The 23,740-nt window shown below is 73.1% G+C and carries 18 protein-coding genes; 12 read left to right on the forward strand and 6 right to left on the reverse strand.

What is annotated here, in order from left to right; all coding sequences use genetic code 11:
- Positions 1–89 precede the first annotated feature (89 nt).
- The 7 genes from ABTZ58_RS10875 (at position 90) to ABTZ58_RS10905 (ending at position 7,896) form a co-directional block, all read left to right on the forward strand.
- A complete protein-coding gene (locus ABTZ58_RS10875) occupies positions 90–1,307 on the forward strand; it encodes an NAD(P)/FAD-dependent oxidoreductase (protein WP_351353424.1) in 1,218 nt (405 codons plus the stop codon).
- Positions 1,307–3,913 (forward strand): nitrite reductase large subunit NirB, encoded by a 2,607-nt coding sequence (nirB, locus tag ABTZ58_RS10880; protein WP_351353427.1) that lies wholly within the window; start codon positions 1,307–1,309, stop codon positions 3,911–3,913. The genes ABTZ58_RS10875 and nirB overlap by 1 nt, the downstream gene beginning before the upstream one ends.
- The gene (nirD, locus tag ABTZ58_RS10885; RefSeq protein WP_351353430.1) at positions 3,910–4,260 is read left to right on the forward strand and encodes a nitrite reductase small subunit NirD; all 351 of its coding nucleotides are present in this window, start codon (positions 3,910–3,912) and stop codon (positions 4,258–4,260) included. Before nirB ends, nirD begins: the two co-directional genes overlap by 4 nt.
- Positions 4,261–4,392: 132 nt before the next feature.
- Positions 4,393–5,325 carry an SMP-30/gluconolactonase/LRE family protein gene (locus ABTZ58_RS10890; protein ID WP_351353433.1) on the forward strand — a complete coding sequence of 311 codons (933 nt, stop codon included), beginning with the start codon at positions 4,393–4,395 and terminating at the stop codon, positions 5,323–5,325.
- Positions 5,326–5,519: 194 nt separating this feature from the next.
- Complete coding sequence (locus tag ABTZ58_RS10895) at positions 5,520–6,677, forward strand: alkaline phosphatase PhoX (protein ID WP_351353436.1); 1,158 nt, start codon at positions 5,520–5,522, stop codon at positions 6,675–6,677.
- A 111-nt stretch (positions 6,678–6,788) separates the two neighbouring features.
- Entirely contained in the window at positions 6,789–7,286 is a 498-nt protein-coding gene (locus ABTZ58_RS10900) for an excalibur calcium-binding domain-containing protein (protein WP_351353439.1), read from the forward strand.
- 91 nt (positions 7,287–7,377) lie between these two features.
- Complete coding sequence (locus tag ABTZ58_RS10905; RefSeq protein ID WP_351353442.1) at positions 7,378–7,896, forward strand: NUDIX hydrolase; 519 nt, start codon at positions 7,378–7,380, stop codon at positions 7,894–7,896.
- Positions 7,897–8,288: 392 nt separating this feature from the next.
- Here ABTZ58_RS10905 and ppdK read toward each other — a convergent pair whose 3' ends face one another.
- Entirely contained in the window at positions 8,289–11,036 is a 2,748-nt protein-coding gene (ppdK, locus tag ABTZ58_RS10910; protein ID WP_502996043.1) for a pyruvate, phosphate dikinase, read from the reverse strand.
- Between the two features lie 406 nt (positions 11,037–11,442).
- On the reverse strand, positions 11,443–12,645 hold the full coding sequence (locus tag ABTZ58_RS10915) for an ROK family protein (protein WP_351353448.1): 1,203 nt from the start codon (positions 12,643–12,645) through the stop codon (positions 11,443–11,445).
- 120 nt (positions 12,646–12,765) lie between these two features.
- On the opposite strand from ABTZ58_RS10915, the gene ABTZ58_RS40155 reads away from it, so the two are divergent.
- From ABTZ58_RS40155 to ABTZ58_RS10925, 3 genes are all read left to right on the forward strand, one after another.
- On the forward strand, positions 12,766–14,178 hold the full coding sequence (locus tag ABTZ58_RS40155) for an MGH1-like glycoside hydrolase domain-containing protein (protein ID WP_502996049.1): 1,413 nt from the start codon (positions 12,766–12,768) through the stop codon (positions 14,176–14,178).
- Positions 14,175–16,112 carry an amylo-alpha-1,6-glucosidase gene (locus ABTZ58_RS40160; RefSeq protein WP_502996044.1) on the forward strand — a complete coding sequence of 646 codons (1,938 nt, stop codon included), beginning with the start codon at positions 14,175–14,177 and terminating at the stop codon, positions 16,110–16,112. The genes ABTZ58_RS40155 and ABTZ58_RS40160 overlap by 4 nt, the downstream gene beginning before the upstream one ends.
- A gap of 153 nt (positions 16,113–16,265) precedes the next feature.
- Entirely contained in the window at positions 16,266–18,032 is a 1,767-nt protein-coding gene (locus ABTZ58_RS10925; protein WP_351353451.1) for a sulfatase-like hydrolase/transferase, read from the forward strand.
- On the opposite strand, the gene dusB is transcribed toward ABTZ58_RS10925, so the two are convergent.
- On the reverse strand, positions 18,033–19,166 hold the full coding sequence (dusB, locus tag ABTZ58_RS10930; RefSeq protein WP_351353453.1) for a tRNA dihydrouridine synthase DusB: 1,134 nt from the start codon (positions 19,164–19,166) through the stop codon (positions 18,033–18,035).
- A gap of 78 nt (positions 19,167–19,244) precedes the next feature.
- Here dusB and ABTZ58_RS10935 point away from each other — a divergent pair, with 78 nt between their 5' ends.
- On the forward strand, positions 19,245–20,696 hold the full coding sequence (locus ABTZ58_RS10935) for an MFS transporter (RefSeq protein ID WP_351353456.1): 1,452 nt from the start codon (positions 19,245–19,247) through the stop codon (positions 20,694–20,696).
- A gap of 368 nt (positions 20,697–21,064) precedes the next feature.
- Positions 21,065–21,310, forward strand: a complete 246-nt coding sequence (locus ABTZ58_RS10940; RefSeq protein ID WP_351353459.1) for a hypothetical protein — start codon at positions 21,065–21,067, stop codon at positions 21,308–21,310.
- On the opposite strand, the gene ABTZ58_RS10945 is transcribed toward ABTZ58_RS10940, so the two are convergent.
- From ABTZ58_RS10945 to ABTZ58_RS10955, 3 genes are all read right to left on the reverse strand, one after another.
- Positions 21,300–21,887: a TetR/AcrR family transcriptional regulator gene (locus tag ABTZ58_RS10945; protein WP_351353461.1), complete on the reverse strand. Its 588-nt coding sequence runs from the start codon at positions 21,885–21,887 to the stop codon at positions 21,300–21,302. The two genes, ABTZ58_RS10940 and ABTZ58_RS10945, sit on opposite strands and share 11 nt — an antisense overlap.
- Positions 21,888–21,912: 25 nt before the next feature.
- Positions 21,913–22,917, reverse strand: coding sequence for an aldo/keto reductase (locus ABTZ58_RS10950; protein WP_351353464.1), 1,005 nt, complete (start codon positions 22,915–22,917; stop codon positions 21,913–21,915).
- Between the two features lie 74 nt (positions 22,918–22,991).
- Entirely contained in the window at positions 22,992–23,606 is a 615-nt protein-coding gene (locus ABTZ58_RS10955) for a LysE family translocator (protein ID WP_351353467.1), read from the reverse strand.
- Between the last annotated feature and the right edge of the window lie 134 nt (positions 23,607–23,740).

Raw genomic sequence — 23,740 nt, forward strand, 5'->3', positions numbered from 1 at the left:
CCCACCCCCCGCACCCGCTGAGGGCAGCGTTCCCCGTGGGAAACAGAGGTGATGCTGCCGGGTAACACCGGCATCGCACGCTCGATGACATGACCTCGAATGAGCGTGTGGTGGTGATCGGCACCGGCCTCGCGGGCGTACGGCTCGCCCGGCGGCTCGGTGAGCTCGGCACGCCCGCGACCCTGATCGGCGAGGAGGAGCACCGGCCGTACAACCGGGTGCTGCTCGCCGAGGTGCTGGCCGGACGGTACAGCCCCGAGGTGATCGCCCTGCCGGCGCCCGCGCAGGTGGTGCGCGCACGGGTCACCGGCATCGACCGCGAGCGGCGCAGCGTCGCCTGCGCGGACGGTTCGGTGATCGCATACGACCGGCTGGTCCTGGCGACCGGCTCCAACCCGGTGCTGCCGCCGCTGCGCGGGCTGTTCACCGAGGACCGCGAGCTGCCCGAGGGCGTCCACGCGTTCCGCACCATGGACGACTGCCTGGGCCTGTCCAAGGCGGTCCGGCCGGGTGTGAAGGCGGTCGTCATCGGCGGGGGGCTGCTCGGGGTCTCCGCGGCCCGGGCGCTCGCCCTGCGCGGCGCCCAGGTGGTGCTCGCCCAGCAGTCCGAGCGGCTGATGGAGCGCCAGCTCGACCCGGCCGCCTCGCGGCTGGTGAAGCGGCACCTGACCGACCTCGGCGTGGAGGTGCACACCGAGTGCCGGGTGCGGGACGTGCGCTGCGTCGGCGGCGCGGTCCGCTCCGTGGAGCTGGCCGACGGGTACGCCCTCGACGCCGACCTGGTGGTCGTCGCCTGCGGGGTCCACCCCCGGGCCGGTCTCGCGCAGGCCGCCGGCCTGGAGGTCCGCAAGGGCGTGGTCGTCGACGACGAACTGCGCACCTCCGACCCGTACATCCACGCGATCGGCGACTGCGCCCAGCACGAGGGCGTCCTGTACGGGCTCGCCACCCCCGCGCTGGAACAGGCCGACGCCCTCGCGGAACTGCTCGCCGGCGACGCGAGCGCCCGCTACACCGGCACCCGCTCCCTGACCCGGCTCACGCTGAACGGGCACGACAGTCCCTTCGACCTCGCCGCGTTCGGCGAGACCGAGGCGCTCCCGGGCGACGACGTCGTGCAGCTCGCCGACGCCACCCGCGGCACCTACCGCAAGGTCGTCGTCCGCGACGACCGCCTGGTCGGCGGGGTCCTCGTCGGCGAACTCGGCACCGTCGGCGCGCTCGCCCGCGCCTGGGAGGGAGCAGAGCCGCTCCCCTCCGACGGCGGCCCGCTGCTCCACCTGCTCACCAACGATGGAGGCTCCTGATGACGGCCACCCCCGGGGCTACCCCCACGATCGTGCTCGTCGGCCACGGCATGGTCGGCCAGCGCTTCCTCGAAGCGCTCGCCGAGCGCGGCCTGACCGCCACGCACCGCGTGGTCGTGCTCTGTGAGGAGCCGCGTCCGGCCTACGACCGGGTCCAGCTCACCTCGTACTTCTCGGGCCGGACCCCGGAGGACCTGTCCATGACGGACCTGAGGTTCATCGAGGACCACGCCATCGAGCTGCACATCGGCGACCCGGCCGAGACGATCGACCGGGAGGCCCGGCGGGTCACCTCCCGCAACGGGCTGGTCGTCGACTACGACGTGCTGGTCCTGGCCACCGGCTCCTACCCGTTCGTGCCGCCGGTGCCGAACAAGGACGCCGAGGGCTGCTTCGTCTACCGCACGATCGAGGACCTGCTCGCGATCGAGGAGTACGCCGCGAGCCGGGCCACCACCGGTGCCGTGGTCGGCGGCGGTCTGCTCGGCCTGGAGGCCGCGGGGGCGCTGAAGGGACTCGGACTCGACGCGCACATCGTGGAGTTCGCACCCCGGCTGATGCCCGTCCAGGTGGACGAGGGCGGTGGCGCGGCGCTGCTGCGCACCATCGAGGAGATGGGCCTGAGCGTCCACACCGGCGTCGGCACGCAGGAGATCGTGGTCGGCGAGGACGGCGCCGTCACCGGCATGAAGCTGTCCGACGGCTCCGAACTCGCCACCGACATGGTGGTGTTCTCCGCCGGTGTCCGCCCCCGCGACCAGCTGGCCCGCGACTGCGGTCTGACCGTCGGCGAGCGCGGCGGCATCGCGGTCGACGCGCAGTGCCGCACGGTCTGCGACCCGCACGTGTTCGCGATCGGCGAGTGCGCGCTGGCGGCGGACGGCCGGGTGTACGGCCTGGTCGCGCCCGGCTACGAGCAGGCGGAGACCGCCGCCGCGACGATCGCCCGGGACGAGGCGGAGTTCACCGGCGCGGACCTGTCCACCAAGCTGAAGCTGCTCGGCGTGGACGTGGCGTCCTTCGGTGACGCGCACGGCACCGCCGAGGACTGCCTGGACGTCGTCTACTCCGACTCCCGCGCCGGCCTGTACAAGAAGCTGGTCATCGGCCGCGACGGCACGCTGCTCGGCGGCATCCTGGTCGGTGACGCGGAGGCCTACGGCACGCTGAAGGCGTTCACCGGCTCCGTCCCGCCCGTCTCCCCCGAGTCGCTGGTGCTGCCCGCCGGCGCCGGCGCCCCGGCCCAGCTCGGCCCCACCGCGCTGCCGGACGACGCGATCATCTGCTCCTGCAACAACGTCACCAAGGGCACGATCCGCGGCGCGGTCACCGAGCACAGGTGCACCACCGTGCCCGAGGTGAAGAAGTGCACCAAGGCCGGCACCACTTGCGGCAGTTGCGTCAAGGTCCTCGGCCAGCTGGTCACCGCCGAGCTGGAGGCGTCCGGCGTCGAGGTCGACAAGGGCCTGTGCGGCTGCTTCTCCCAGACCCGCGAGGAGCTGTACGAGATCGTCCTGGCGCTGCGCATCGCCTCCTACCAGGACCTGCTGGACCGGCACGGCCGTGAGGAGGCCCGGGGCGGCGACGGCTGCGAGGTCTGCAAGCCGACCGTCGGCTCGATCATCGCCTCCCTCGCCCCGACGATCGGCGCGAGCGGCTACGTCCTGGACGGCGAGCAGGCCGCGCTGCAGGACACCAACGACCACTTCCTGGCCAACCTGCAGAAGAACGGCTCGTACTCGGTCGTGCCCCGGATCCCCGGCGGCGAGATCGCCCCGGAGAAGCTGATCGTGATCGGTGAGATCGCCCGCGACTTCGGCCTCTACACGAAGATCACCGGCGGTCAGCGGATCGACATGTTCGGCGCGCGCGTCGAGCAGCTGCCGCTGATCTGGGCCCGTCTGGTGGACGCCGGCTTCGAGTCCGGCCACGCCTACGGCAAGTCGCTGCGCACGGTGAAGTCCTGCGTCGGCTCCACCTGGTGCCGCTACGGTGTCCAGGACTCGGTGAAGATGGCGATCGACCTGGAGCTGCGCTACCGGGGCCTGCGCTCCCCGCACAAGCTGAAGTCGGCCGTCTCCGGCTGCCAGCGCGAGTGCGCCGAGGCCCAGTCGAAGGACTTCGGCGTGATCGCCACGGCCAACGGCTGGAACCTGTACGTCGGCGGCAACGGCGGCGCGACCCCGCGCCACGCCGACCTGCTCGCGCAGGACCTGTCGGACGCCGAACTGGTCCGCCTGATCGACCGGTTCCTGATGTTCTACATCCGTACGGCCGACCGCCTGGAGCGCACCTCGACCTGGCTGGAGCGGATCCCGGGCGGCCTGGACCACGTGCGGGACGTCGTCGTGCACGACTCGCTCGGCATCTGCGACGAGCTGGAGCAGCTGATGCGGGCGCATGTCGCGCACTACCGCGACGAGTGGTCCGAGACGATCAACGACCCCGAGAAGCTCGCCCGGTTCGTGTCGTTCGTGAACGCGCCGGACACCCCCGACCCGGTCGTCGCGTTCGTGCCCGAGCGCGACCAGATGAAGCCCGACCTGCCGCTGCTGTCCATCGGCATGCGACCCGCCGACGTTCTGGAAGGAAGCGCCCAGCGATGACCCTGGCACCCGAGACCACCGACCTGAAGGTCCAGCTCTCCCTGGACGGCGACTGGTTCACGGTCTGCGACCTGAGCGCGCTGCTCCCCGGCCGCGGGGTGGCGGCCCTGCTGCCCGACGGCCGGCAGGCCGCGATCTTCCGCGACCGCACCGGCGAGCTGTTCGCCGTCGACAACCGCGACCCCTTCACCGGCGCGGCCGTCCTCTCCCGCGGCCTGACGGGCACCCACCGGGGCCGCCCCTTCGTCGCCTCCCCCCTGCTGAAGCAGCGCTTCGACCTGGCCTCCGGCCAGTGCCTGGACGACGAGACGGTACGGGTGACGGCGTACGAGGTGCGGACCGCGTAGCGGCCGGGGCCGACTCGTCGCGCACGCTGTCGAGTTGCTGTCGAGTTCCGCCGACCCGGTCCGCCTCCGGGGGTGCGTCGCGTTTCATCGGATGCGTCGCGTCACACCCCCACCTTCCACGGAGGCACGACCATGACCCGGAACCACCCCCGGCCGTCCCGGCGTACCGTGCTCGGCGGCGCCGTCGCCGCGCTCGCCACGGCCGCCGGCACCGCGCAGGCCGCTCACGGGAGCGGCTGGCCCACCGAGTTCCCGCTGCCCGACGGCTGGCTGCCCGAGGGCATCACGATCGGCGGCAGGCCCTACGCGTATCTGGGCTCCCGCGCGAACGGCGCCGTGTACCGCGCCGACCTGCGCACCGGCCGGGGCGAGGTGCTGCACGCGGGCGGCACCGGGCTCGCGTCCATCGGGCTGAAGCTGGACCGCGACGGGCTGCTGTACGTGGCCGGGGGTGGCGGCGGCACCGCGCGGATCGTCGACGCGCGCACCGGCGAGCTGCTCGCCACCCACCGGCTCACCGACGACGCCGCGCCCTTCGTCAACGACGTGGTGCTGCACGAGGACCGCGCCTGGTTCACCGACTCCCGCGCCGCGGTCCTGCACGGCGTCCCGCGCGGGCGCGCGGGCCGGGTCCGCGCCCTGCCGATCGGCGGCGAGTGGGTGCAGGCGCCCGCCGGGACCAACAGCGCCAACGGGCTGGTCGCCGCCCCCGACGGGAGCGCGCTGATCGTCGTCAACGCGGGCCGTCTGTACCGCGTGTCCCTCCGGACCGGCCACGCCACCGTGATCGCGCTGGAGGGGGCGGCCGACGTGACCAACGGCGACGGCCTGGTCCGCGTCGGCCGCACGCTGTACGTCGTGCAGAACCGCCTGAACAAGGTCACCGTCTGGAGCCTCGACCGGCACGCCACCACCGCCACGCTCACCCGGACGATCACCGACCCGCGTTTCGACGTGCCGACGACGGCCGCCCGCTGGGGTGACCGCCTCTACCTCGTCAACGCCCGCTTCACCAGCCCGCAGGCACCCGAGACTACGTTCAACGCGGTGGCCGTGCCCCGGTAGGCCACCGCGGTTCTCCCTCCCCCGGAGGCACCGGCACCTCACGCGGCCACGGGCGGCTCACAGCATGCCGCCCCCCGGCCACTGGTTGTCCATGCTCCGTCAACTTGGCTCCTCTAGCGTCCCGTTCCGCCTCCCCCCACGCACGACCCTGCCGTCGACCGGCGGCAGGGCGGTACGGCACCTCTGGAGTGAGAGTGGAACGTCGTAGCCTCCTGCGTGCGGCCGTCCTCGGCGGTACGTCCGCCGCGCTGGGCGGAACCCTGTGGCGCGGCGCCGCGTACGCGGCCCCGGCCCAGCCCGGCGCAGGCCCCTACGGGGCGCTGGGCGCCCCGGACGCCAACGGCATCAGACTCCCCGGCGGCTTCACGAGCCGGGTGATCGCCCGCTCCGGCCAGCGGGTCGGCAGCACGTCGTACATCTGGCACGACGCCCCGGACGGCGGCGCCTGTTACGCCGACGGCACCGGCTGGATCTATGTCTCCAACTCCGAGATCAACCCCTCGGGCGGCGCGAGCGCGGTGAAGTTCTCGTCGACCGGCGCGATCACCGGCGCGTACCGCATCCTGTCGAACACCCGCACCAACTGCGCGGGCGGCAAGACCCCGTGGAACACCTGGCTGTCCTGCGAGGAGGTCGACCGCGGCTACGTCTACGAGACGGACCCCTGGGGCGTGAAGGCGGCCGTGCGCCGTGACGCGATGGGCCGCTTCAAGCACGAGGCGGCGGCCGCCGACCCGGTGCGCCGGGTCGTCTACCTGACCGAGGACGTCACCGACGGCTGCTTCTACCGCTTCCGGCCCACGACCTGGGGCGACCTCTCCTCCGGCACCCTGGAGGTGATGGTGGCGGGCAGCGGCACGAGCGGCCCGGTCACCTGGGCGCGCGTGCCCGACCCGACCGGCGCCACCGCCACCCGCAACCAGGTCTCCGGCGCCAAGCGCTTCAACGGCGGTGAGGGCTGCTACTACGCCGACGACACCTGCTGGTTCACCACCAAGGGCGACAACCGCGTCTGGCAGTACAACGCCGCCGCGCAGACCATCGAACTCGCCTATGACGACTCCCTGGTCACGTCCGGCACGGCCCCGCTCACCGGCGTGGACAACGTCACCGGCTCGGCCTCCGGCGACCTCTTCGTCGCCGAGGACGGCGGCACCATGGAGATCTGCGTCATCACCCCCACCGACGTGGTCGCCCCCTTCCTGCGCGTCGACGGCCAGTCCGGCTCGGAGATCACGGGCCCGGCCTTCTCCCCGGACGGCACCCGCCTGTACTTCTCCAGCCAGCGGGGCACCAGCGGCAGTTCCTCGGGCGGCATCACGTACGAGGTTCGGGGCCCGTTCCGCGCGTAACCCCACCCCACCCGGCTTCACATGGCCATCACAGAATGGTCACCTCTCCCTCATCCCGGGCCACCCGGCCCTACGGTCGTCCCCTCACGTACCACCACTGGGGGGACGACCATGACCCATCCGTACACCGGCCCGCCGCAGGGCGGTCCGCACCCCGCTCCGCGGCCGGGCCGGCCGGCGCCCCGCTGGGCCCGCCGGCGCTATGTGCTGCCCGCCCTCGCCCTGGCCCTGTTCGCGGGCGTCGGGATCGGCGCCGGCGACGGGGAGAGCGGCACGGCCGCGAAACCCGCGTCGGCGCCGCCGCGGCCGGCCGTCACGGTCACCGCTACGGCCACGGCCACCGTGACCCCGCCCGCCGGGAAGCCGGAGGCCGCCCCCACCGTCACCGCGACGAAGACCGTCCGGGCCACCACCACCGTCACCGCCCGCCCGGCGGCCGGCGGCTCCGACGACGGCGGGAGCGACGCCGACGCGGGCGGCGGCGCGGACGTGTACTACGCCAACTGCGGCGAGGTCCGGGCCGCCGGCGCCGCTCCCATCCGCAGGGGCGAGCCGGGCTACGCCTCCCACCTGGACCGGGACGGCGACGGGGTCGCCTGCGACACCTGAGCCGGACGCGCCGGTGACCATCGGCGGGTTCGGCCGTTCCTCCGTTTGGGCAGCTCGTCCGGGCTGTCCTGCCGACGGAAGGGACATCACCGTGGACACGACCGCGCCCGCCACCGACGTACCGCGTGTGCTGCCGCGCGCCGAGTGGATCAAGACGCTGCCGCAGACCGTCGTCGCGTCCTGCGTCCTGCTGCTCGACCCGGAGGACCGGATCCTGCTGCTGCGCTACGCCGCCGGCCAGCCCGGTGCCGGACTCTGGGGACTGCCGGGCGGCATGCTCGACCACGGCGAGGACCCGCTCGGCGCCGCCTGCCGGGAGGTGCACGAGGAGACCGGGATCGTGCTGGACGGCACCCCCCGGCTCATCGGCTACGACCACCGGGCCGACGTGAAGGGCACCGGGCCGGTGATCGACTTCTACTACTACGGCGGCCGCCTCCCCGCCGCCCCCGCCGTCCGGCGCAGCGGCGAGCACGACGACCACGGCCTGTTCGCCCTCGACGAGCTCGGCTGCACCGCCCTGCTGCCCCCGCTGCCCTCCCTCACCGCCCTGCACACCGCGGCCCTGACCGGCACCGTCGTGCAGCTGCGGGAAGGCACGCCGCGGTGACTCCCGTGCGCCGCCTCGCGGCCGCCCTGGCGGCCCTCGCGCTGTCCCTCACCCTCGACCCGCCGTCGTCGGCGGGCACACGCGGAAGTCGTGCGAGCCGTGCGTCGCCTCCCCCGTCCCCACCACGACGGCGTCCCGGACGCCCCCGCCGACCGGGCCCAGGTCACGTGCGTCCCCGCCAGGCTCGGCGGTGCGCAGCGGATGCGCGGCGCGTTCCAATGCCGTGACGACCGGATCGCCCGGCGTGCGGTGGGGAACCCACGCCCACCCGAACGGAACGCGAGAGCGGGCCCCACCTCCGCACCAGGTGGGACCCGCTCCCTTCGTGGACCGGAGCCGCCGCGATCGGTGAGGGTCGGGGACCGTCGGCGGCTCCGGGTCGGTGCCCCGGGCTAGCGGTGGTCGCTGCCCTGGGACTGGACGGCCGCCCGGCCCGCTTCCAGGCGGGCGACCGGGATGCGGAACGGGGAGCAGGAGACGTAGTCGAGCCCGACCTCGTGGAAGAAGTGGACCGACTCCGGGTCGCCGCCGTGCTCTCCGCAGACGCCGAGCTTGAGGTCGGGCCGGGTCTCGCGGCCGGCCTTGGCGGCCAGCTTCACCAGGGAGCCGACGCCGTCCTTGTCGATCGTCTCGAACGGGGAGACACCGAAGATGCCCTTCTCCAGGTAGGCGGTGAAGAAGCTCGCCTCGACGTCGTCGCGGGAGAAGCCCCACACCGTCTGGGTGAGGTCGTTCGTGCCGAAGGAGAAGAACTCGGCCGCCTCGGCGATCTGACCGGCGGTCAGCGCGGCGCGCGGCAGTTCGATCATCGTGCCGATGGACAGCTTCAGCTCGGCGCCCGAGGCCGCCTCGACCTCGGCGATGACCTTGTCGGCCTCCTCGCGGACGATCTCCAGCTCCTGGACCGTGCCGACGAGCGGGATCATGATCTCGGCGCGCGGGTCGCCCTTGGCGGCCTTGCGCTCGGCCGCGGCCTCGGCGATCGCGCGGACCTGCATGGTGAACAGGCCGGGGATGACCAGGCCGAGGCGGACACCGCGCAGGCCGAGCATCGGGTTCTGCTCGTGCAGCCGGTGCACGGCCTGGAGCAGGCGCAGCTCGTTCTCGTGCGGCTCCTGGCGGGACTCGGCCAGGGCCACGCGGACGGACAGCTCGGTGATGTCCGGCAGGAACTCGTGCAGCGGCGGGTCCAGGAGGCGGACGGTGACCGGCAGGCCGTCCATCGACTCGAAGAGCTGCACGAAGTCCTGCTTCTGCAGCGGCAGCAGCTGCTTGAGGGACTCCTCGCGCTCGGCGTCCGTGTCGGCCAGGATCAGCCGCTCCACCAGCTCGCGCCGGTCCCCGAGGAACATGTGCTCGGTACGGCACAGGCCGATGCCCTGGGCGCCGAAGCGGCGGGCGCGCAGCGCGTCCTCGGCGTTGTCGGCGTTGGCGCGCACGCGCAGGCGGCGCTTGCGGTCGGCGAAGGCCATCATGCGGTGCACGGCCTCGACCAGCTCGTCGGCGTCGTCGGCGCCCGGGTGCATCCGGCCCTCGAAGTACTCCACGACCGGGGAGGGCACGACCGGTACCTCGCCGAGGTAGACCTTGCCGGTGGAGCCGTCGATGGAGACGACGTCGCCCTCCTCGACGACGTGCCCGCCGGGGACGGTCATCCGGCGGCGCTTGGTGTCGACCTCCAGCTCCTCGGCGCCGCAGACACAGGTCTTGCCCATGCCGCGGGCGACGACGGCCGCGTGGGAGGTCTTGCCGCCGCGCGAGGTCAGGATGCCCTCGGCGGCGATCATGCCGTCCAGGTCGTCGGGGTTGGTCTCGCGGCGGATCAGGATGACCTTCTCGCCCGAGCGGGACCACTTGACGGCCGTGTAGGAGTCGAAGACGGCCTTGCCGACGGCGGCGCCGGGCGAGGCGGCGATGCCCCGGCCGACCTGCGCGACCTTGGCGCTCTCGTCGAAGCGCGGGAACATCAGCTGCGCGAGCTGGGCGCCGTTGACGCGGGTGAGCGCCTCGGCCTCGTCGATCAGGCCCTGGTCCACCAGCTGGGTCGCGATACGGAAGGCCGCGCCCGCGGTGCGCTTGCCGACGCGGGTCTGCAGCATCCACAGCACACCGCGCTCGATGGTGAACTCGATGTCGCAGAGATCCTTGTAGTGGTTCTCCAGGGTCTGCATGATCTGCATGAGCTGGTCGTACGACTTCTTGTCGATGCGCTCCAGCTCGGCGAGCGGCACGGTGTTGCGGATGCCCGCCACGACGTCCTCGCCCTGGGCGTTCTGCAGGTAGTCGCCGTAGACGCCCTGGTGGCCGGAGGCGGGGTCGCGGGTGAAGGCGACGCCGGTGCCGGAGTCGGGGCCGAGGTTGCCGAAGACCATGGAGCAGACGTTGACGGCCGTGCCCAGGTCGTGCGGGATGCGCTCCTGGCGGCGGTAGAGCTTGGCCCTCTCGCCGTTCCAGGAGTCGAAGACGGCCTTGATGGCGAGGTCCATCTGCTCGCGCGGGTCCTGCGGGAAGTCCCGGCCGGCCTCGGTCTTGACGATCTTCTTGAACTTGGTGACGAGCTTCTTGAGGTCGGCGGCCTCCAGCTCGGTGTCGTCCGTGACCTTCTTGGCCGCCTTCGCCGCCTCCAGCGCGTCCTCGAACAGCTCACCGTCGACGCCCAGGACGGTCTTGCCGAACATCTGGATGAGGCGGCGGTAGGAGTCCCACGCGAAGCGCTCGTCGCCGGCCTGCTCGGCCAGGCCCTGCACGGACTTGTCGGAGAGCCCGATGTTGAGGACGGTGTCCATCATGCCGGGCATGGAGAACTTGGCGCCCGACCGCACCGAGACCAGCAGCGGGTCGTCCGGCTGCCCGAGCTTCTTGCCCATGCGGGCCTCAAGCGCGTCGAGGTGCGCACTCACCTCGTCACGCAGTGCCGCCGGCTCCTCGCCGCTGTCCAGGTAGACCTTGCATGCCTCGGTGGTGATGGTGAAGCCGGGCGGGACCGGAAGGCCCAGGTTCGTCATCTCGGCGAGGTTCGCGCCCTTGCCGCCGAGGAGGTCCTTGAGGTCCTTGTTGCCCTCGGTGAAGTCGTAGACGAACTTCACGCCCTCAACACTCTTACCGTGCTCAGCTACGTGGGGATCTTTGTTTTCCGACACGGGTCTCGACTCCTCGAGGACGCGGTGGCTGCCCTGACGGCGAGGAACATACCCAGATCAAAGGCGTCTGGGGAGGTCCACTCGCGCGTCATGCGCCCGTAACCACTCGTCCGCCAGCGGATCGAAAGTCAAGGCTCGGCAAGCGATCACAGCCGCATGTTTTCACTTCTTGAACGCAAGAACCTCCTCGCATTCCATCAAGCGCTCATGTGAGCGGAGTTTCCGCACATTTGATTTCGCTCGATGAACGATCAAAGGGTGGCACTCAGTGCCACCCTTTGGAGAAGTGCAGCCGCTCAAGATCCGCTCATCTGAGCGCGACCCATATCAAGGGTGGCGAGAATCACGCTGCCACAGCCGACCGGATTTCACCATGCGGACGCGTCCTCGGACCGAAACCCGCTCGTCACACCCCGAGCGCGCGCAGCCGCTCCTCGACCCGCTCGGGCGCGTAGAGGTGCTCCACGACCATCGCACCGGCCCCCACCAGCCCGGCCCGCTCGCCCAGCCGCGCGGTGACGACGTCGAGGCGGGCGGTGGAGCGGGGCAGCGCCCGCTGGTAGAGCAGCTCGCGCACGCCCGTGAGGAAAGGGGTTCCGGCCAGATCTCCGGCGATCATCAGCACGCCCGGATTGAGCAGGGTCACGACGGTCGCGAGGACGTCCCCGACGCGCCGTCCGGCCTCCCTGGCGAGTCCGACCGCCTCCGGGTGCCCCGCTGCCAGCAGGTCGCGCACGTCCGAACCGGAGGCGGCCGGCACCCCGGCCTCCGAGAGCCGCCGCGCGACCGCGCCGCCGCTCGCGACGGCGGCCAGACAGCCGTAGGAGCCGCAGCGGCACAGCGCCTGGGCGCCCTCGGGCACCCTGATGTGCCCGATGTCCCCGGCTCCGCCGTCGACGCCCCGGAACACCGAGCCGTCGACCACGACCCCGGCGCCGATGCCGGTGGAGACCTTGACCAGCACCAGGGCGGAGCAGTCGGGATAGCCGGCGCGCTGCTCGCCGTACGCCATGAGGTTGGCGTCGTTGTCCACCAGGACCGGCACCGGGCCCGCGCCCGTGTGCTCGGTGAGGGCGCGGGCCGTCCGGCCCCTTATGTCGTAGCCGTCCCAGCCGGGCATGATCGGCGGCTGCACGACGCGGCCGGTCTCGCTGTCGACCGGCCCGGGCACCGCGAGGCCGATCCCGCACACGGCCTGCGCCCCGTGGCCGGCCTTCTCCAGCAACTCGGCGAACCAGCGCCCCAGTTCGCCGAGCACCGCGTCCGGCCCGTCCTCGACGACGAGGGTGCCGGAGTGCTCGGCGAGGATCTCGCCGCTCAGCGACAGCACGGCCGCCCGGGCGTGCCGCGTGTCCAGGTCGGCGGCCAGCACCACCGCGTGCTCGTCGTCGAACTCCAGCGTGATGGAGGGCCGTCCGCCCAGCGGGGAGTCCACCGGCCCGCCGGCCCCCTCGCGCAGCCAGCCCGCGCGGAAGAGCCGGTCCAGGCGCTGCCCGACGGTCGCCCGGGACAGTCCGGTCGCCTGCTGCAGCGCACCGCGGGTCGTGGCGCGGCGGCTGCGCACCAGTTCGAGCAGATCGCCGGCGCTGGCCTGAACACGTCCCGTCATGCGCACCCCCTTGTGTTTCCCAACTCTGCAATACATATTGGGTTTTGCGTGTTAAATAGACGTAACTCTACGGTAGCCCTGTCGATCCTGGTCAGGAGTACGTCTTTGGGAGAGCCCCGAGTGGAGCGCATCGCCCGGCTCGCCACGCGTGCCACCGGGCGCGAGATCGCGTACGGCCCGGCCGCCGCGCCGCCCTCCTTACCGGCCGGGGCCGCGCGGGTGCTGGAGGGCAACTGGACGGGCCGGTCCACCGTGCCCTCCCGGGGCCTGTATCCGCACCAGTGGTCGTGGGACTCGGCGTTCATCGCGATCGGCCTGCGGCACCTGTCGCCGTTACGCGCCCAGACGGAGCTGGAGACGCTGCTCGCGGCGCAGTGGGGCGACGGGCGGATCCCGCACATCGTCTTCAACCCCTCCGTCCCGCTCGACGCGTACTTCCCGAGCCCCGACTTCTGGCGCTCGTCGGCCGCGGGGCGCTCCGCCGGGGCCCCGCGCACCGTACAGACCTCCGGCATCGTGCAGCCACCGGTCCACGCGCTGGCCGTGTGGCTGGTGCACCTCGCCGACCCGGGCCTGTCGAGAGCGCGCGGCTTCCTGCGCCGGGCCCGTCCCCGGCTCGCCGCCTGGCACCGGTACCTGCTGCACCGGCGCGACCTGGGCGGCGGCGGCCTGGTGTCCGTCGTGCACCCCTGGGAACAGGGTATGGACAACAGCCCCTGCTGGGACCGCCCGCTGTCCCGGGTCACTCCGGCCCCGGCCGGCTCCTTCCGCCGCGCCGACCTGGCCCACGGCGCGCCCGAGGACCGGCCGACGGACCTGGACTACGGGCGCTACGTGCGGCTGGCGGCGGACTACCGGGACGGCGGATACGCCGACGGCCGGGGCGAGTTCGCCGTGGAGGACCCCGCCTTCAACGCGCTGCTCATCGCCTCCGAGTACGCCCTGGCCCGGATCGCCGACGAGCTGGGCGCATCCGGCCGGGAGCCGGCCGCCCGTGCCGCGCGGCTGACGGCGGCGCTGGTGGAGCGGCTGTGGGAGCCGGCCGCCGGGATGTTCCTGTGCCGGGACGTGCGCGCCGGGGAGCTGATCCCCGCACGCGGGGTCTCCGGGCTGATCCCGCTGCTGCTGCCGGACCTGCCGCGCGACCTCGCGGCCGCCCTGGTGCGCACGGTCTGCGGCCCGCACTTCGGCCTCGGCTCCACCACCCGCCTGGTCCCGAGCCACGACCTGCTCGACGAGGCCTTCGACGCGCACCGCTACTGGCGCGGCCCGGCCTGGTTCAACACCAACTGGCTGCTGGAGCGCGGGCTGCGGCTGCACGGCGAGCACGGCCGGGCCGACGCCCTGCGCAGGGGCATCCTGCACACCGCCGGGGCCTCCGGCTTCGCGGAGTACGTCGACCCGTACACGGGACAGTCCTGCGGCGCCACCGGCTTCGGCTGGACCGCCGCGCTCACGCTCGACCTGCTGCACGACCGTCCCACAGGGGACCGGAACGGCCTCACGGCGATCAAGGGAGGGGACCGGGGATGACGGACCGGCATCATCTGCTCGTGCACGGCCAGACGTTCGCCGCCGTGGGCGATCGCGGCGACATCAGCGGCTACCGGGGCGGCAGCGCACCGGACGGCCTGTTCGTACGGGACGCGCGGCACCTGAGCCGGTGGCAGCTCACCGTCGACGGTGCCGTGCCGGAGACGCTGACGCCGGTGGCCGACGGGGACACCGCGCGCTGTGTCCTCGTCCCGCGCGGCGGCCGTGACGAGCCGCCCGCGTACACGCTCTTCCGCGAACAGGCCGTCGCGGACGCCTCGTTCGTGGAGTCGCTGCGCGTCACCAGCAACCGCCCGGTGCCGACGACGGTCCGCCTGGCCGTCACGGCCGACGCCGACTTCACCGACCAGTTCGAGCTGCGCTCCGACCACCGCACCTACACCAAGGCCGGTGCCGTCCGCTCCCGCCAGGTCCTCGGCCACGGCGTGGAGTTCGTCTACCGGCGCGGCGAGTGGCGCTCGGTGACCAGCGTGACGGCCGAGCCCCGGCCGGACACCGTGGAGGAGACCGGCACCGGCGCCCGCCGCCTGGTGTGGAGCGTGGACCTCGCCCCGCACGGCACCGCCGAGCTGGTGCTGCGGGTCATCGCCCGTCCGCACGGTGACCGGCGCGCCCTGCGCGTGCCCCGCTCCCCCGCCGCCGTCCAGCGGCACCTCATCGCCCGGGAGGGCGCGTTCATGGAGGGAGTGGCGTTCCCGAGCGGCTGGCCGGAGCTGGCCGCGGCCTGCGCGCGGGGCCTGGCGGACCTGGCCGCGCTCCAGGTCCCGGCGACCGGCCCGGACGGCGAGGAACTGCGCGTCCCGGCCGCCGGTGCCCCCTGGTTCCTCACCCTGCTGGGCCGGGACGCCCTGCTGACCTCCCTGTTCGCGCTGCCCTACCGGCCGGGCCTGGCCGCCGCCACCCTGCCCGCGCTCGCCGCGGCCCAGGCCACCCGGGCCGGTGCCGACGAGGTCGCCCAGCCGGGGAAGATCGTGCACGAGGTGCGCCACGGCGAGCTGGCCCACTTCGGCCAGGTCCCCTACCGCCGCTACTACGGATCGGTCGACGCCACCCCGCTCTTCCTCGTCCTGCTCGGCGCGTACACCGAGCACACCGGCGAGACGGCCCTGGCCCGCCGCCTGGAGCCCCACGCCCGTGCGGCCGTCGGCTGGATGCTCGACCACGGCGGCCTCACCTCGCGCGGCTACCTGGTCTACCGCGCCGACCGGGGCGGCCTCGCCAACCAGAACTGGAAGGACTCCCCCGGCGCCATCTGCTCCGCCGACGGCACCCGCCCACACGGCCCGGTCACGGCGGCGGGCGCCCAGGGCTACGCCTACGACGCGCTGCGCCGCACGGCGTGGCTCGCGCGCACGGTCTGGCAGGACGGGACCTACGCGGACCTGCTGCAGCAGGCGGCCGGTGATCTGCGCGACCGGTTCCAGCGGGACTTCTGGATGCCGGAGCACTCCTTCCCGGCGCTCGCGCTCGACGGCCGGGGCGCCCGGGTGGACGCGCTCGCCTCCGACGCCGGGCACCTGCTGTGGTCGGGCCTGCTGGACAAGGAGTACGGCGAACAGGTCGGGCGGCGCCTGCTGCAGCCGGACTTCTTCTCCGGCTGGGGCGTGCGCACCCTGGCCGCCGGGCAGCCGGCGTACCACCCGCTGTCCTACCACCGCGGTTCGGTCTGGCCGCACGACAACGCGCTGATCGCCCTGGGCCTGGCCCGCTACGGACTGCACGACGAGGCCCGCGCGGTCGCCCACGGCCTGGTCGACGCGGCGGCCGTGACCGGGCACCGGCTGCCGGAGGTGCTCGCCGGGTACGGCCGTGACACCCATCCGGAGCCGGTGCCGTACCCGCACGCCTGTGTGCGCGAATCCCGGTCGGCGTCGGCCCCGTTGGCGCTGCTCACGGCGGTCGGCGGCGCCTGAGAGGCCGGTTGGCCGTTCGTTTGCCGGGAGTTCGCCGAGCGCCGGCCCGGCGGGCTGAACGCAACCGGTGGCCGTCCCGTACGGAACGGAGGCGGACCCGTCCCCCCACGCGGGTCCGCCGTCTCACCGGCTTCGTACGGGAAGGACCTCCGGGTGCCTGTCTTCACACGCCTGCGCCAGTCGCCGCCGGCGGAGCCCCTCGAGGAGGACGTCCTCACGGCGGAGGCGGGCCGAGCCGCCCCCGGGTTGCGGCTCGCGCACCTGCGCGCCTGGCGCACCCGTCACCCCCGGGCCGCCCGCGCCCTGCGCCTGACCACCACCGCCCTGGCGGCCGTCCTGGTCGTCGGTGCCCTGCTGCTGCCCAACTCGCTCCCCGCGCTGGCACCGGTCAGCTTCACGCGCATCCCCGCGGAGGCGGTGATCGGCGCCGTCGTCGTGCTGGCGCTGCCGCGCCGGCCCCGGCTGGCCGCGGCGGTGCTCTACGGGCTCGGCCTCACCGCGCTGACGGCCGTGAACCTGCTCGACATGGGCTTCAACGAGTACCTGGGCCGGGGCTTCAACGCCGCGCTCGACTGGGACCTGCTGCCCGACGCCCAGGCGTACGTGGCGGACACGCTGGGCGGAACCGTCGCGACCGCGGCCGCCGTCGGCGCGGTCGTGCTGATCCTGCTGCTCGCCGCCGTCCTGGTCGCGGCGGCGGTCCGGCTCGCGGAGACGCTGGCGCGCCACCGGGTCCGGGCGACCCGGGGCGCCCTGGCCGCCGGCACCGTCTGGGTCACCTGCTCCGCCCTCGGGCTCACGCTGTTCGGCGGGCCGGTCGCCTCCGAACGGGCGGCCGGCGCCCTGCGCGTGCACGCCCAGCGCACCGTGGACTCGCTGCGGGACGAGGCGGCCTTCGTGCGGCAGGCGAAGGCGGACAGCTTCGGCGCCACCCCGCCCGGTCAGCTCCTGCCCGACCTGCGCGGCAAGGACGTGATCTTCACGTTCATCGAGAGCTACGGCCGCAGCGCGCTTGCGGACCCGGTCATGGCCCCCGGCGTCGGCCGGACCCTCGACACCGGCACCGAGGCCCTGGCGAAGGCCGGATTCCACGCCCGCAGCGGCTGGCTGACCTCGGCGACCTTCGGCGGCAGCAGCTGGCTCGGCCACTCCACGACCATGTCCGGCCTGTGGATCGACAACCAGCGGCGCTACCGCACGGTCACCGCGGGCGATCACCTGACCCTCACCAAGGCGTTCCAGAAGACGGGCGCCTGGGACACGGTCGGCGTCATGCCGGGCGTCCAGAAGGGCTGGCCGGAGGAGGAGTGGTACGGCCTCGACAAGCTCTACGACTCCCGGGACCTGGGCTACCGGGGGCCGAAGTTCAGCTGGTCGACCATGCCCGACCAGTACGCGCTGGAGGCGTTCCAGCGCCTGGTGCACGGCAGGAAGCGCGACAAGCCGCTGATGTCGTTCGTCATCCTGACCTCCAGTCACCAGCCCTGGGCACCCCTGCCGAGGATGGTCGGCTGGGACGAACTCGGCGACGGCTCGGTCTTCGACGCGATCCAGAAGGCCGGGAACAGGGCCTCGGACGTCCTCACCGACACCACCAAGTCCCGCGAGGAGTACGGGAAGTCGATCCAGTACTCGGTCACCAGCCTGACCCAGTGGCTGCGGCGCTACGGCACCGACGACACCGTGCTGGTCTTCCTCGGCGACCACCAGCCCATCGCCCGGGTCAGCGGCGCCCGCGCCTCCCGCGACGTACCGGTGTCGATCGTCGCCAGGGACCGGAAGGTCCTGGACAAGGTCGCCGACTGGAACTGGACGGAGGGCCTCAGGCCCGCCTCCGGCGCGCCGGTGTGGCGGATGGACTCCTTCCGCGACCGCTTCCTGAAGGCGTACGGCTCGACACCGCACCCCTCCAAGGGCTGATCAGCCGCCGGAGGTGTCGAGTTCGGCGTCCTCGCCCACGCCGGCGCAGTCGTAGGGGTCCTTCAGCCAGCCGTCCGGGAGCACCACCCGGTTGTTGCCGGAGGTGCGGCCGCGGGGCCCGTCGGCGCCGGCCGGCCAGGGCTGGTCGAGGTCCAGCTCGTCCAGGCCGGAGCGCAGCTCCTCCAACGACGAGGTGATCGCGAGACGCTTGCGCATCTCGGAGCCGACCGCGAAGCCCTTGAGGTACCAGGCGACGTGCTTGCGGAAGTCGATCACGCCCCGGGACTCGTCGCCGATCCACTCCCCGAGCAGCGTGGCGTGCCGGACCATCACGTCGGCGACCTCGCGCAGGGTGGGGCGGGCGATGTCCTCGGTGCGGCCCTCGAAGGCGGCGACCAGGTCCGCGAACAGCCACGGCCGCCCGAGGCAGCCACGGCCCACGACGACGCCGTCGCAGCCGGTCTCGCGCACCATCCGCAGGGCGTCCTCGGCCGACCAGATGTCGCCGTTGCCGAGGACCGGGATCTCCGGGACGTGCTCCTTGAGCCGGGCGATGGCGTCCCAGTCGGCGGTGCCGCCGTAGTGCTGGGCGGCGGTGCGGCCGTGCAGCGCGATGGCGGTGACGCCCTCCTCGACGGCGATGCGGCCGGCGTCGAGGTAGGTGATGTGGTCGTCGTCGATGCCCTTGCGCATCTTCATGGTCACGGGCAGCTCACCGGCGCCGCTGACGGCCTCGCGCAGGATCGCCCGCAGCAGGTTCCGCTTGTACGGCAGCGCGGAGCCGCCGCCCTTCCTGGTGACCTTCGGCACCGGGCAGCCGAAGTTCAGGTCGATGTGGTCGGCGAGGTCCTCCTCGGCGATCATGCGGACGGCCTTGCCGACGGTGACCGGGTCCACACCGTAGAGCTGGATCGACCGGGGCCGCTCACTCGCGTCGAAGTGGATGAGCTGCATGGTCTTCTCGTTGCGTTCGACCAGCGCCCTGGTGGTGATCATCTCGCTGACGAACAGTCCCTTGCCGCCACTGAACTCCCTGCACAGGGTGCGGAAGGGCGCGTTGGTGATCCCGGCCATGGGAGCCAGGACGACGGGCGGCTGGACGGTGTGCGGGCCGATCTGCAGGGGCGTGGACATGCCTCCATTGTGCCGTGCAATGAAATGGCAAAATTCATTAGTTAGCCACACTATCGAAGTCGGCGTACGATGAAACGCATGCCCGAGCCCAGCCCCCGCCGCCGCATGCTGGTGCTCGCGATCTGCTGCATGAGCCTGCTGATCGTGAGCCTGGACAACACGGTCCTGAACGTCGCCCTGCCGTCCATGCAGCGGGACCTGCACGCCAGTACCTCGGGCCTGCAGTGGACGATCGACGCCTACACGCTGGTCCTGGCGTCGCTGCTGATGCTCGCGGGCTCCACCGCCGACCGGATCGGCCGCAGGCGGGTCTTCATGGCGGGTCTGGTCGTCTTCACCCTCGGCTCGGTCCTGTGCTCCCTCGCGCCGAACCTCCAGGCGCTGGTCGCCTTCCGGATGGTCCAGGCGGTGGGCGGCTCGATGCTGAACCCGGTCGCCATGTCGATCATCACCAACACCTTCACGAATCCGCGCGAACGGGCCCGGGCGATCGGCGCGTGGGGCGCGGTCGTCGGCATCTCCATGGCCGCCGGCCCGCTGGTCGGGGGCCTGCTGGTGGAGTCGGTCGGCTGGCGCTCGATCTTCTGGATCAACCTGCCGGTCGGGCTGGCCGCCCTGCTGCTCACCCTGCGCTTCGTCCCCGAGTCCCGCGCGCCCCGGGCCCGCCGCCCGGACCCGGTCGGGCAGGTGCTGGTGATCGCGCTGTTCGGTTCGCTGACGTACGCGATCATCGAGGCGCCGAGCACGCCCTTCACGTCCCTGGCCCCGCTCGTGGTGCTGGCCGCCGCGGCCCTCGCCGCCCTGCTGCTGTACGAACCGCGCCGCGCGGAGCCCCTGATCGACCTGCGCTTCTTCCGCTCGGCTCCGTTCAGCGGGGCGACGGTCGTCGCCGTCAGCGCGTTCGCGGCGCTCGGCGGCTTCCTGTTCCTGTCGACGCTGTACCTGCAGAACGTGCGGGGTCTGGACGCCCTGGAGGCGGGTCTGTGGATGCTGCCCATGGCCGTGCCCACGTTCCTGTGCGCGCCGCTGTCCGGCCGCCTGGTCGGCACGCGCGGACCCCGGCTGTCCCTGGTGATCGCGGGCCTGGCGATGACGGCGAGCGGTGTCCTCTTCGCCGCGTTCGAGGCCGAGACGTCGAACGTCACGCTCTTCCTCGGCTACGTCCTGTTCGGCGTCGGCTTCGGCTTCGTCAACGCGCCCATCACCAACACGGCGGTCTCCGGCATGCCGCGCGCCCAGGCGGGCGTGGCGGCGGCGGTCGCCTCGACGAGCCGGCAGCTCGGGCAGACGCTGGGGGTCGCGGTGGTGGGGGCGGTGCTCGCGTCGGGCGTGGGCGCGTCCTCGTACCGGGAGGCGTTCGTGTCCGCCGCGCGGCCGGGCTGGTGGATCCTGGCCGCGTGCGGGTTCGCGGTGCTGGTGCTCGGGGCCGTGACCAGTGGACGCTGGGCCCGGGGGACCGCCGAGCGCACGGCCGAGAGGCTGTCGTCGCCGGAGGTGCGGGACGTGGCGGTGACCGCGGAGCGGGCCTGACCGCGGGTCAGCCGCGCTGCCACCGGGGTGCGCCGCACAGGCCGCCGCGGACCCCATGCAGGCGACCGCCGGGCAACTGCCGGACCGCGTCGGTCCGGAGGACGACGGCCGCAGCCCGCCGGCGCCGGCCGAGCCGCTCGGGGGGAGGTACGGGGCGCCGCGCCCCCATGTGCTCTACGGCCCGCCGGGCGCCCATGTGCTCGACGGCACCGCCGATCCGGCGGTCGACGGGCCGGGGGGCTCGGATGGCCGCGTCGCCCACGGCCTGACAACGGGATCCCGGGGTAACCCCGTTGATGTCGGTCCTGCCGCACACTGCTGGTGGTGAGCGGACCGGACCGGCCGGGTTCTCGAACGCGGGAGGCGTCATGGCGCACAACGACACGAGCAAGGTCCGCCGCTGGGACCAGCACGGCCGCGAACACGTGGTGCGGGTGCGGCGCACGGGCGTGCAGCGCACGATCAGGTGCGACACCTGCGGCTGGCGCAGACGCGCCCAGTTCCTGCCCTGGCTGAAGGCGGAGGAGCACTTGGCCCAGGCCCATCAGGCGACGGTGGACCCGACGGCGCCGCGAGGGGACCGGCCCGCGCGGGCGGCTGCCGTCAAGCCCTGAGCCCCCGCACCAGCACGTCGACGACCGCCGTGAAGTCCGCCTCCGCCCCCGTTTCCTCCCACTCACGGGCGTAACAGGGGTCGTGGAAGCGGCCCGTGGCCTGGAAGACCGCGCGGGCCGTGGCCTCCGGGTCGGCGGCGGCGAAGTCGCCGGTCTCCACGCCGGCCCGGACGATGCGGGTCAACTGGGCGGTCAGGTCGTCGATGTGCTCGCTCACCACCGTGCCGTTCTCGCCCGTGAGCACCGTGTAGGTGGCGAACAGCTCCGGATCCGCGCCCGCCTTGCGGCGCTTGGCGGCGAACAGCGCGGCGAGCCAGTCGCGCAGCCGGGCCTCCGGGGGGCCGTCGCCGGCGGCGATCCCGGACAGCTCGCCGGAGGTGCGGTCCAGCCAGCGCTTGGTGACCGCCTCGCGCAGCGCCGCCTTCGTCCGGAAGTGCCGGTAGACGCTGCCGTGGCTGACGCCGAGCGCGCGGGCCACGTCCACCACGGTGGCCTTGGCCGGGCCGTGGCGGCGCAGCACCTCCTCGGTGGCTTCGAGGATGCGCTCGGCGGTCAGTGTCTCGCTGGTCGGTGCCATGCCCTGACCGTACCCGGAGCCCGGTTCACGCTTCGAGGTGCGCCATCTGCGCCGCCGGGTAGCGGTCGCCCGCGGCGGCCCCGGCCGGCACGGCCTCCTCGATCGCGGCGAGGTCGGTCTCGTCCAGCGTCACGTCCAGGGCGCCGAGCGCCTCGGTGAGACGGTCGCGGCGGCGGGCGCCGACCAGCGGCACGATGTCCTCGCCGCGGCTGAGCACCCAGGCGATGGCGATCTGCGCGACGGTGACGCCCTTCTGCTCGGCGATCTTCCGCAGCGCCTCGACGAGACCCAGGTTGTGTGTGAGGTTGTCGCCCTGGAAGCGCGGCGACAGGGCCCGGAAGTCGCCCGGGCCGAGCTGCCGGTCGGCCGTGAAGTGGCCGGAGATCAGACCGCGCGAGAGCACCCCGTAGGCGGTGACGCCGATGCCCAGCTCACGGGTGGTGGGCAGGATCTCGGCCTCGATGCCGCGGGAGATCAGGGAGTACTCGATCTGGAGGTCGGAGACCGGCGCGGTGGCGGCGGCCCGGCGGACGGTGGCGGCGCCGACCTCGCTGAGTCCGATGTGCCGTACGTAACCGGCCTCGACCAGTTCCGCGATCGCGCCGACCGTCTCCTCGACCGGCACGTCCGGGTCGAGCCGGGCGATGCGGTAGACGTCGATGTGATCGACACCGAGCCGCTGCAGGGAGTACGCGGCGAAGTTCTTCACCGCGGCGGGCCGCCCGTCGTAGCCCGCCCAGCTGCCGTCCGGGCCGCGCAGGGCGCCGAACTTGACGCTGACCAGGGCCTGTTCACGCCGGGCGGCGGGGGCCGTGCGCAGGGCCTCGCCGATCAGCAGCTCGTTGTGGCCCATGCCGTAGAAGTCGCCGGTGTCGAGCAGGGTGACGCCCGCTTCGAGCGCCGCGTGGATCGTCGCGACGGACTCCGCCCGGTCCGCCTCGCCGTACAGGGCGGACATGCCCATGCAGCCGAGACCGAGGGCGGAGACCTGGGGGCCGGTGGTTCCGAGGGAGCGCGTTCGCATCGTCATGCCCTCCACGATGACATGACAGCTGACAGATTTCAATATCTGTCATTCAATATTTGTCAGCCGCCTGGCATGGCTCACCGGGCCGTGACCGCCAGCTTCGCGCCCAGCGCCACGAACGACCCGGCGAATCCCCGGCGCAGCCACGCCATCACCCGCGGCCGGCCCAGCACCTGGCCGCGCACCGACGCGGCCAGCAGCCCGTACGCGGCGAACACCAGGAAGGTGGCCACCATGAACACCCCGCCGAGCGCGGCCATCCGCACCACCGCGTGCGGCTCGGCCGGGCTCACGAACTGCGGCAGGAACGCGAAGAAGAAGATCGTCAGCTTCGGGTTGAGGATGTTGATCAGCACGCCCCGCACGATCACCTGCCGCGCGGAGACCGGCGCGGTCTCCCCCTCCCCGGCCACGAGGGCGTCCTTGTCGCGCAGGGTGGCCCAGGCCATGTGGAGCAGGTACGCGACGCCGGCGTACTTCAGCACCTGGAAGGCGGTCGCGCTGGCGTGCAGCAGGGCGGCCACGCCGCTGACCGTGGCCAGCAGATGCGGCACGATCCCGAGGGTGCAGCCGACGGCCGCGACGACACCGGCGCGGCGGCCCCGGGAGAGCGCGGCGGCGAGGGTGTGGACGACGCCGGTGCCCGGCGTGGCGACGACGATCAGGGTGGTCAGCAGGAAGGCGATGCTCATGGCCCCCACCCTCGCGTCACCGGCCCGGCGGCAACAGGACCATTCGCAACCGCCGTTGGGGGACCACTCGCCACAACGCGACGGTGCCGGGCCCCCTGGGAGGGACCCGGCACCGTCGTGGGCGAAGAAAGCGG

It is taken from the genome of Streptomyces sp. NPDC094143 (genome assembly GCF_040303825.1).
In the GTDB taxonomy this organism is placed as follows: domain Bacteria; phylum Actinomycetota; class Actinomycetes; order Streptomycetales; family Streptomycetaceae; genus Streptomyces.

Coding starts and splice junctions, on each gene's coding strand:
- ABTZ58_RS10945 (WP_351353461.1), bottom strand. CDS start 21,887: ATGGCACCGACCAGCGAGACACTGACCGCCGAGCGCATCCTCGAAGCC.
- ABTZ58_RS10955 (WP_351353467.1), bottom strand. CDS start 23,606: ATGAGCATCGCCTTCCTGCTGACCACCCTGATCGTCGTCGCCACGCCG.
- ABTZ58_RS10935 (WP_351353456.1), top strand. CDS start 19,245: ATGCCCGAGCCCAGCCCCCGCCGCCGCATGCTGGTGCTCGCGATCTGC.
- ABTZ58_RS10940 (WP_351353459.1), top strand. CDS start 21,065: ATGGCGCACAACGACACGAGCAAGGTCCGCCGCTGGGACCAGCACGGC.
- ABTZ58_RS10900 (WP_351353439.1), top strand. CDS start 6,789: ATGACCCATCCGTACACCGGCCCGCCGCAGGGCGGTCCGCACCCCGCT.
- nirD (WP_351353430.1), top strand. CDS start 3,910: ATGACCCTGGCACCCGAGACCACCGACCTGAAGGTCCAGCTCTCCCTG.
- ABTZ58_RS10915 (WP_351353448.1), bottom strand. CDS start 12,645: ATGACGGGACGTGTTCAGGCCAGCGCCGGCGATCTGCTCGAACTGGTG.
- dusB (WP_351353453.1), bottom strand. CDS start 19,166: ATGTCCACGCCCCTGCAGATCGGCCCGCACACCGTCCAGCCGCCCGTC.
- ABTZ58_RS10875 (WP_351353424.1), top strand. CDS start 90: ATGACCTCGAATGAGCGTGTGGTGGTGATCGGCACCGGCCTCGCGGGC.
- nirB (WP_351353427.1), top strand. CDS start 1,307: ATGACGGCCACCCCCGGGGCTACCCCCACGATCGTGCTCGTCGGCCAC.
- ABTZ58_RS10950 (WP_351353464.1), bottom strand. CDS start 22,917: ATGACGATGCGAACGCGCTCCCTCGGAACCACCGGCCCCCAGGTCTCC.
- ABTZ58_RS40160 (WP_502996044.1), top strand. CDS start 14,175: ATGACGGACCGGCATCATCTGCTCGTGCACGGCCAGACGTTCGCCGCC.
- ABTZ58_RS10890 (WP_351353433.1), top strand. CDS start 4,393: ATGACCCGGAACCACCCCCGGCCGTCCCGGCGTACCGTGCTCGGCGGC.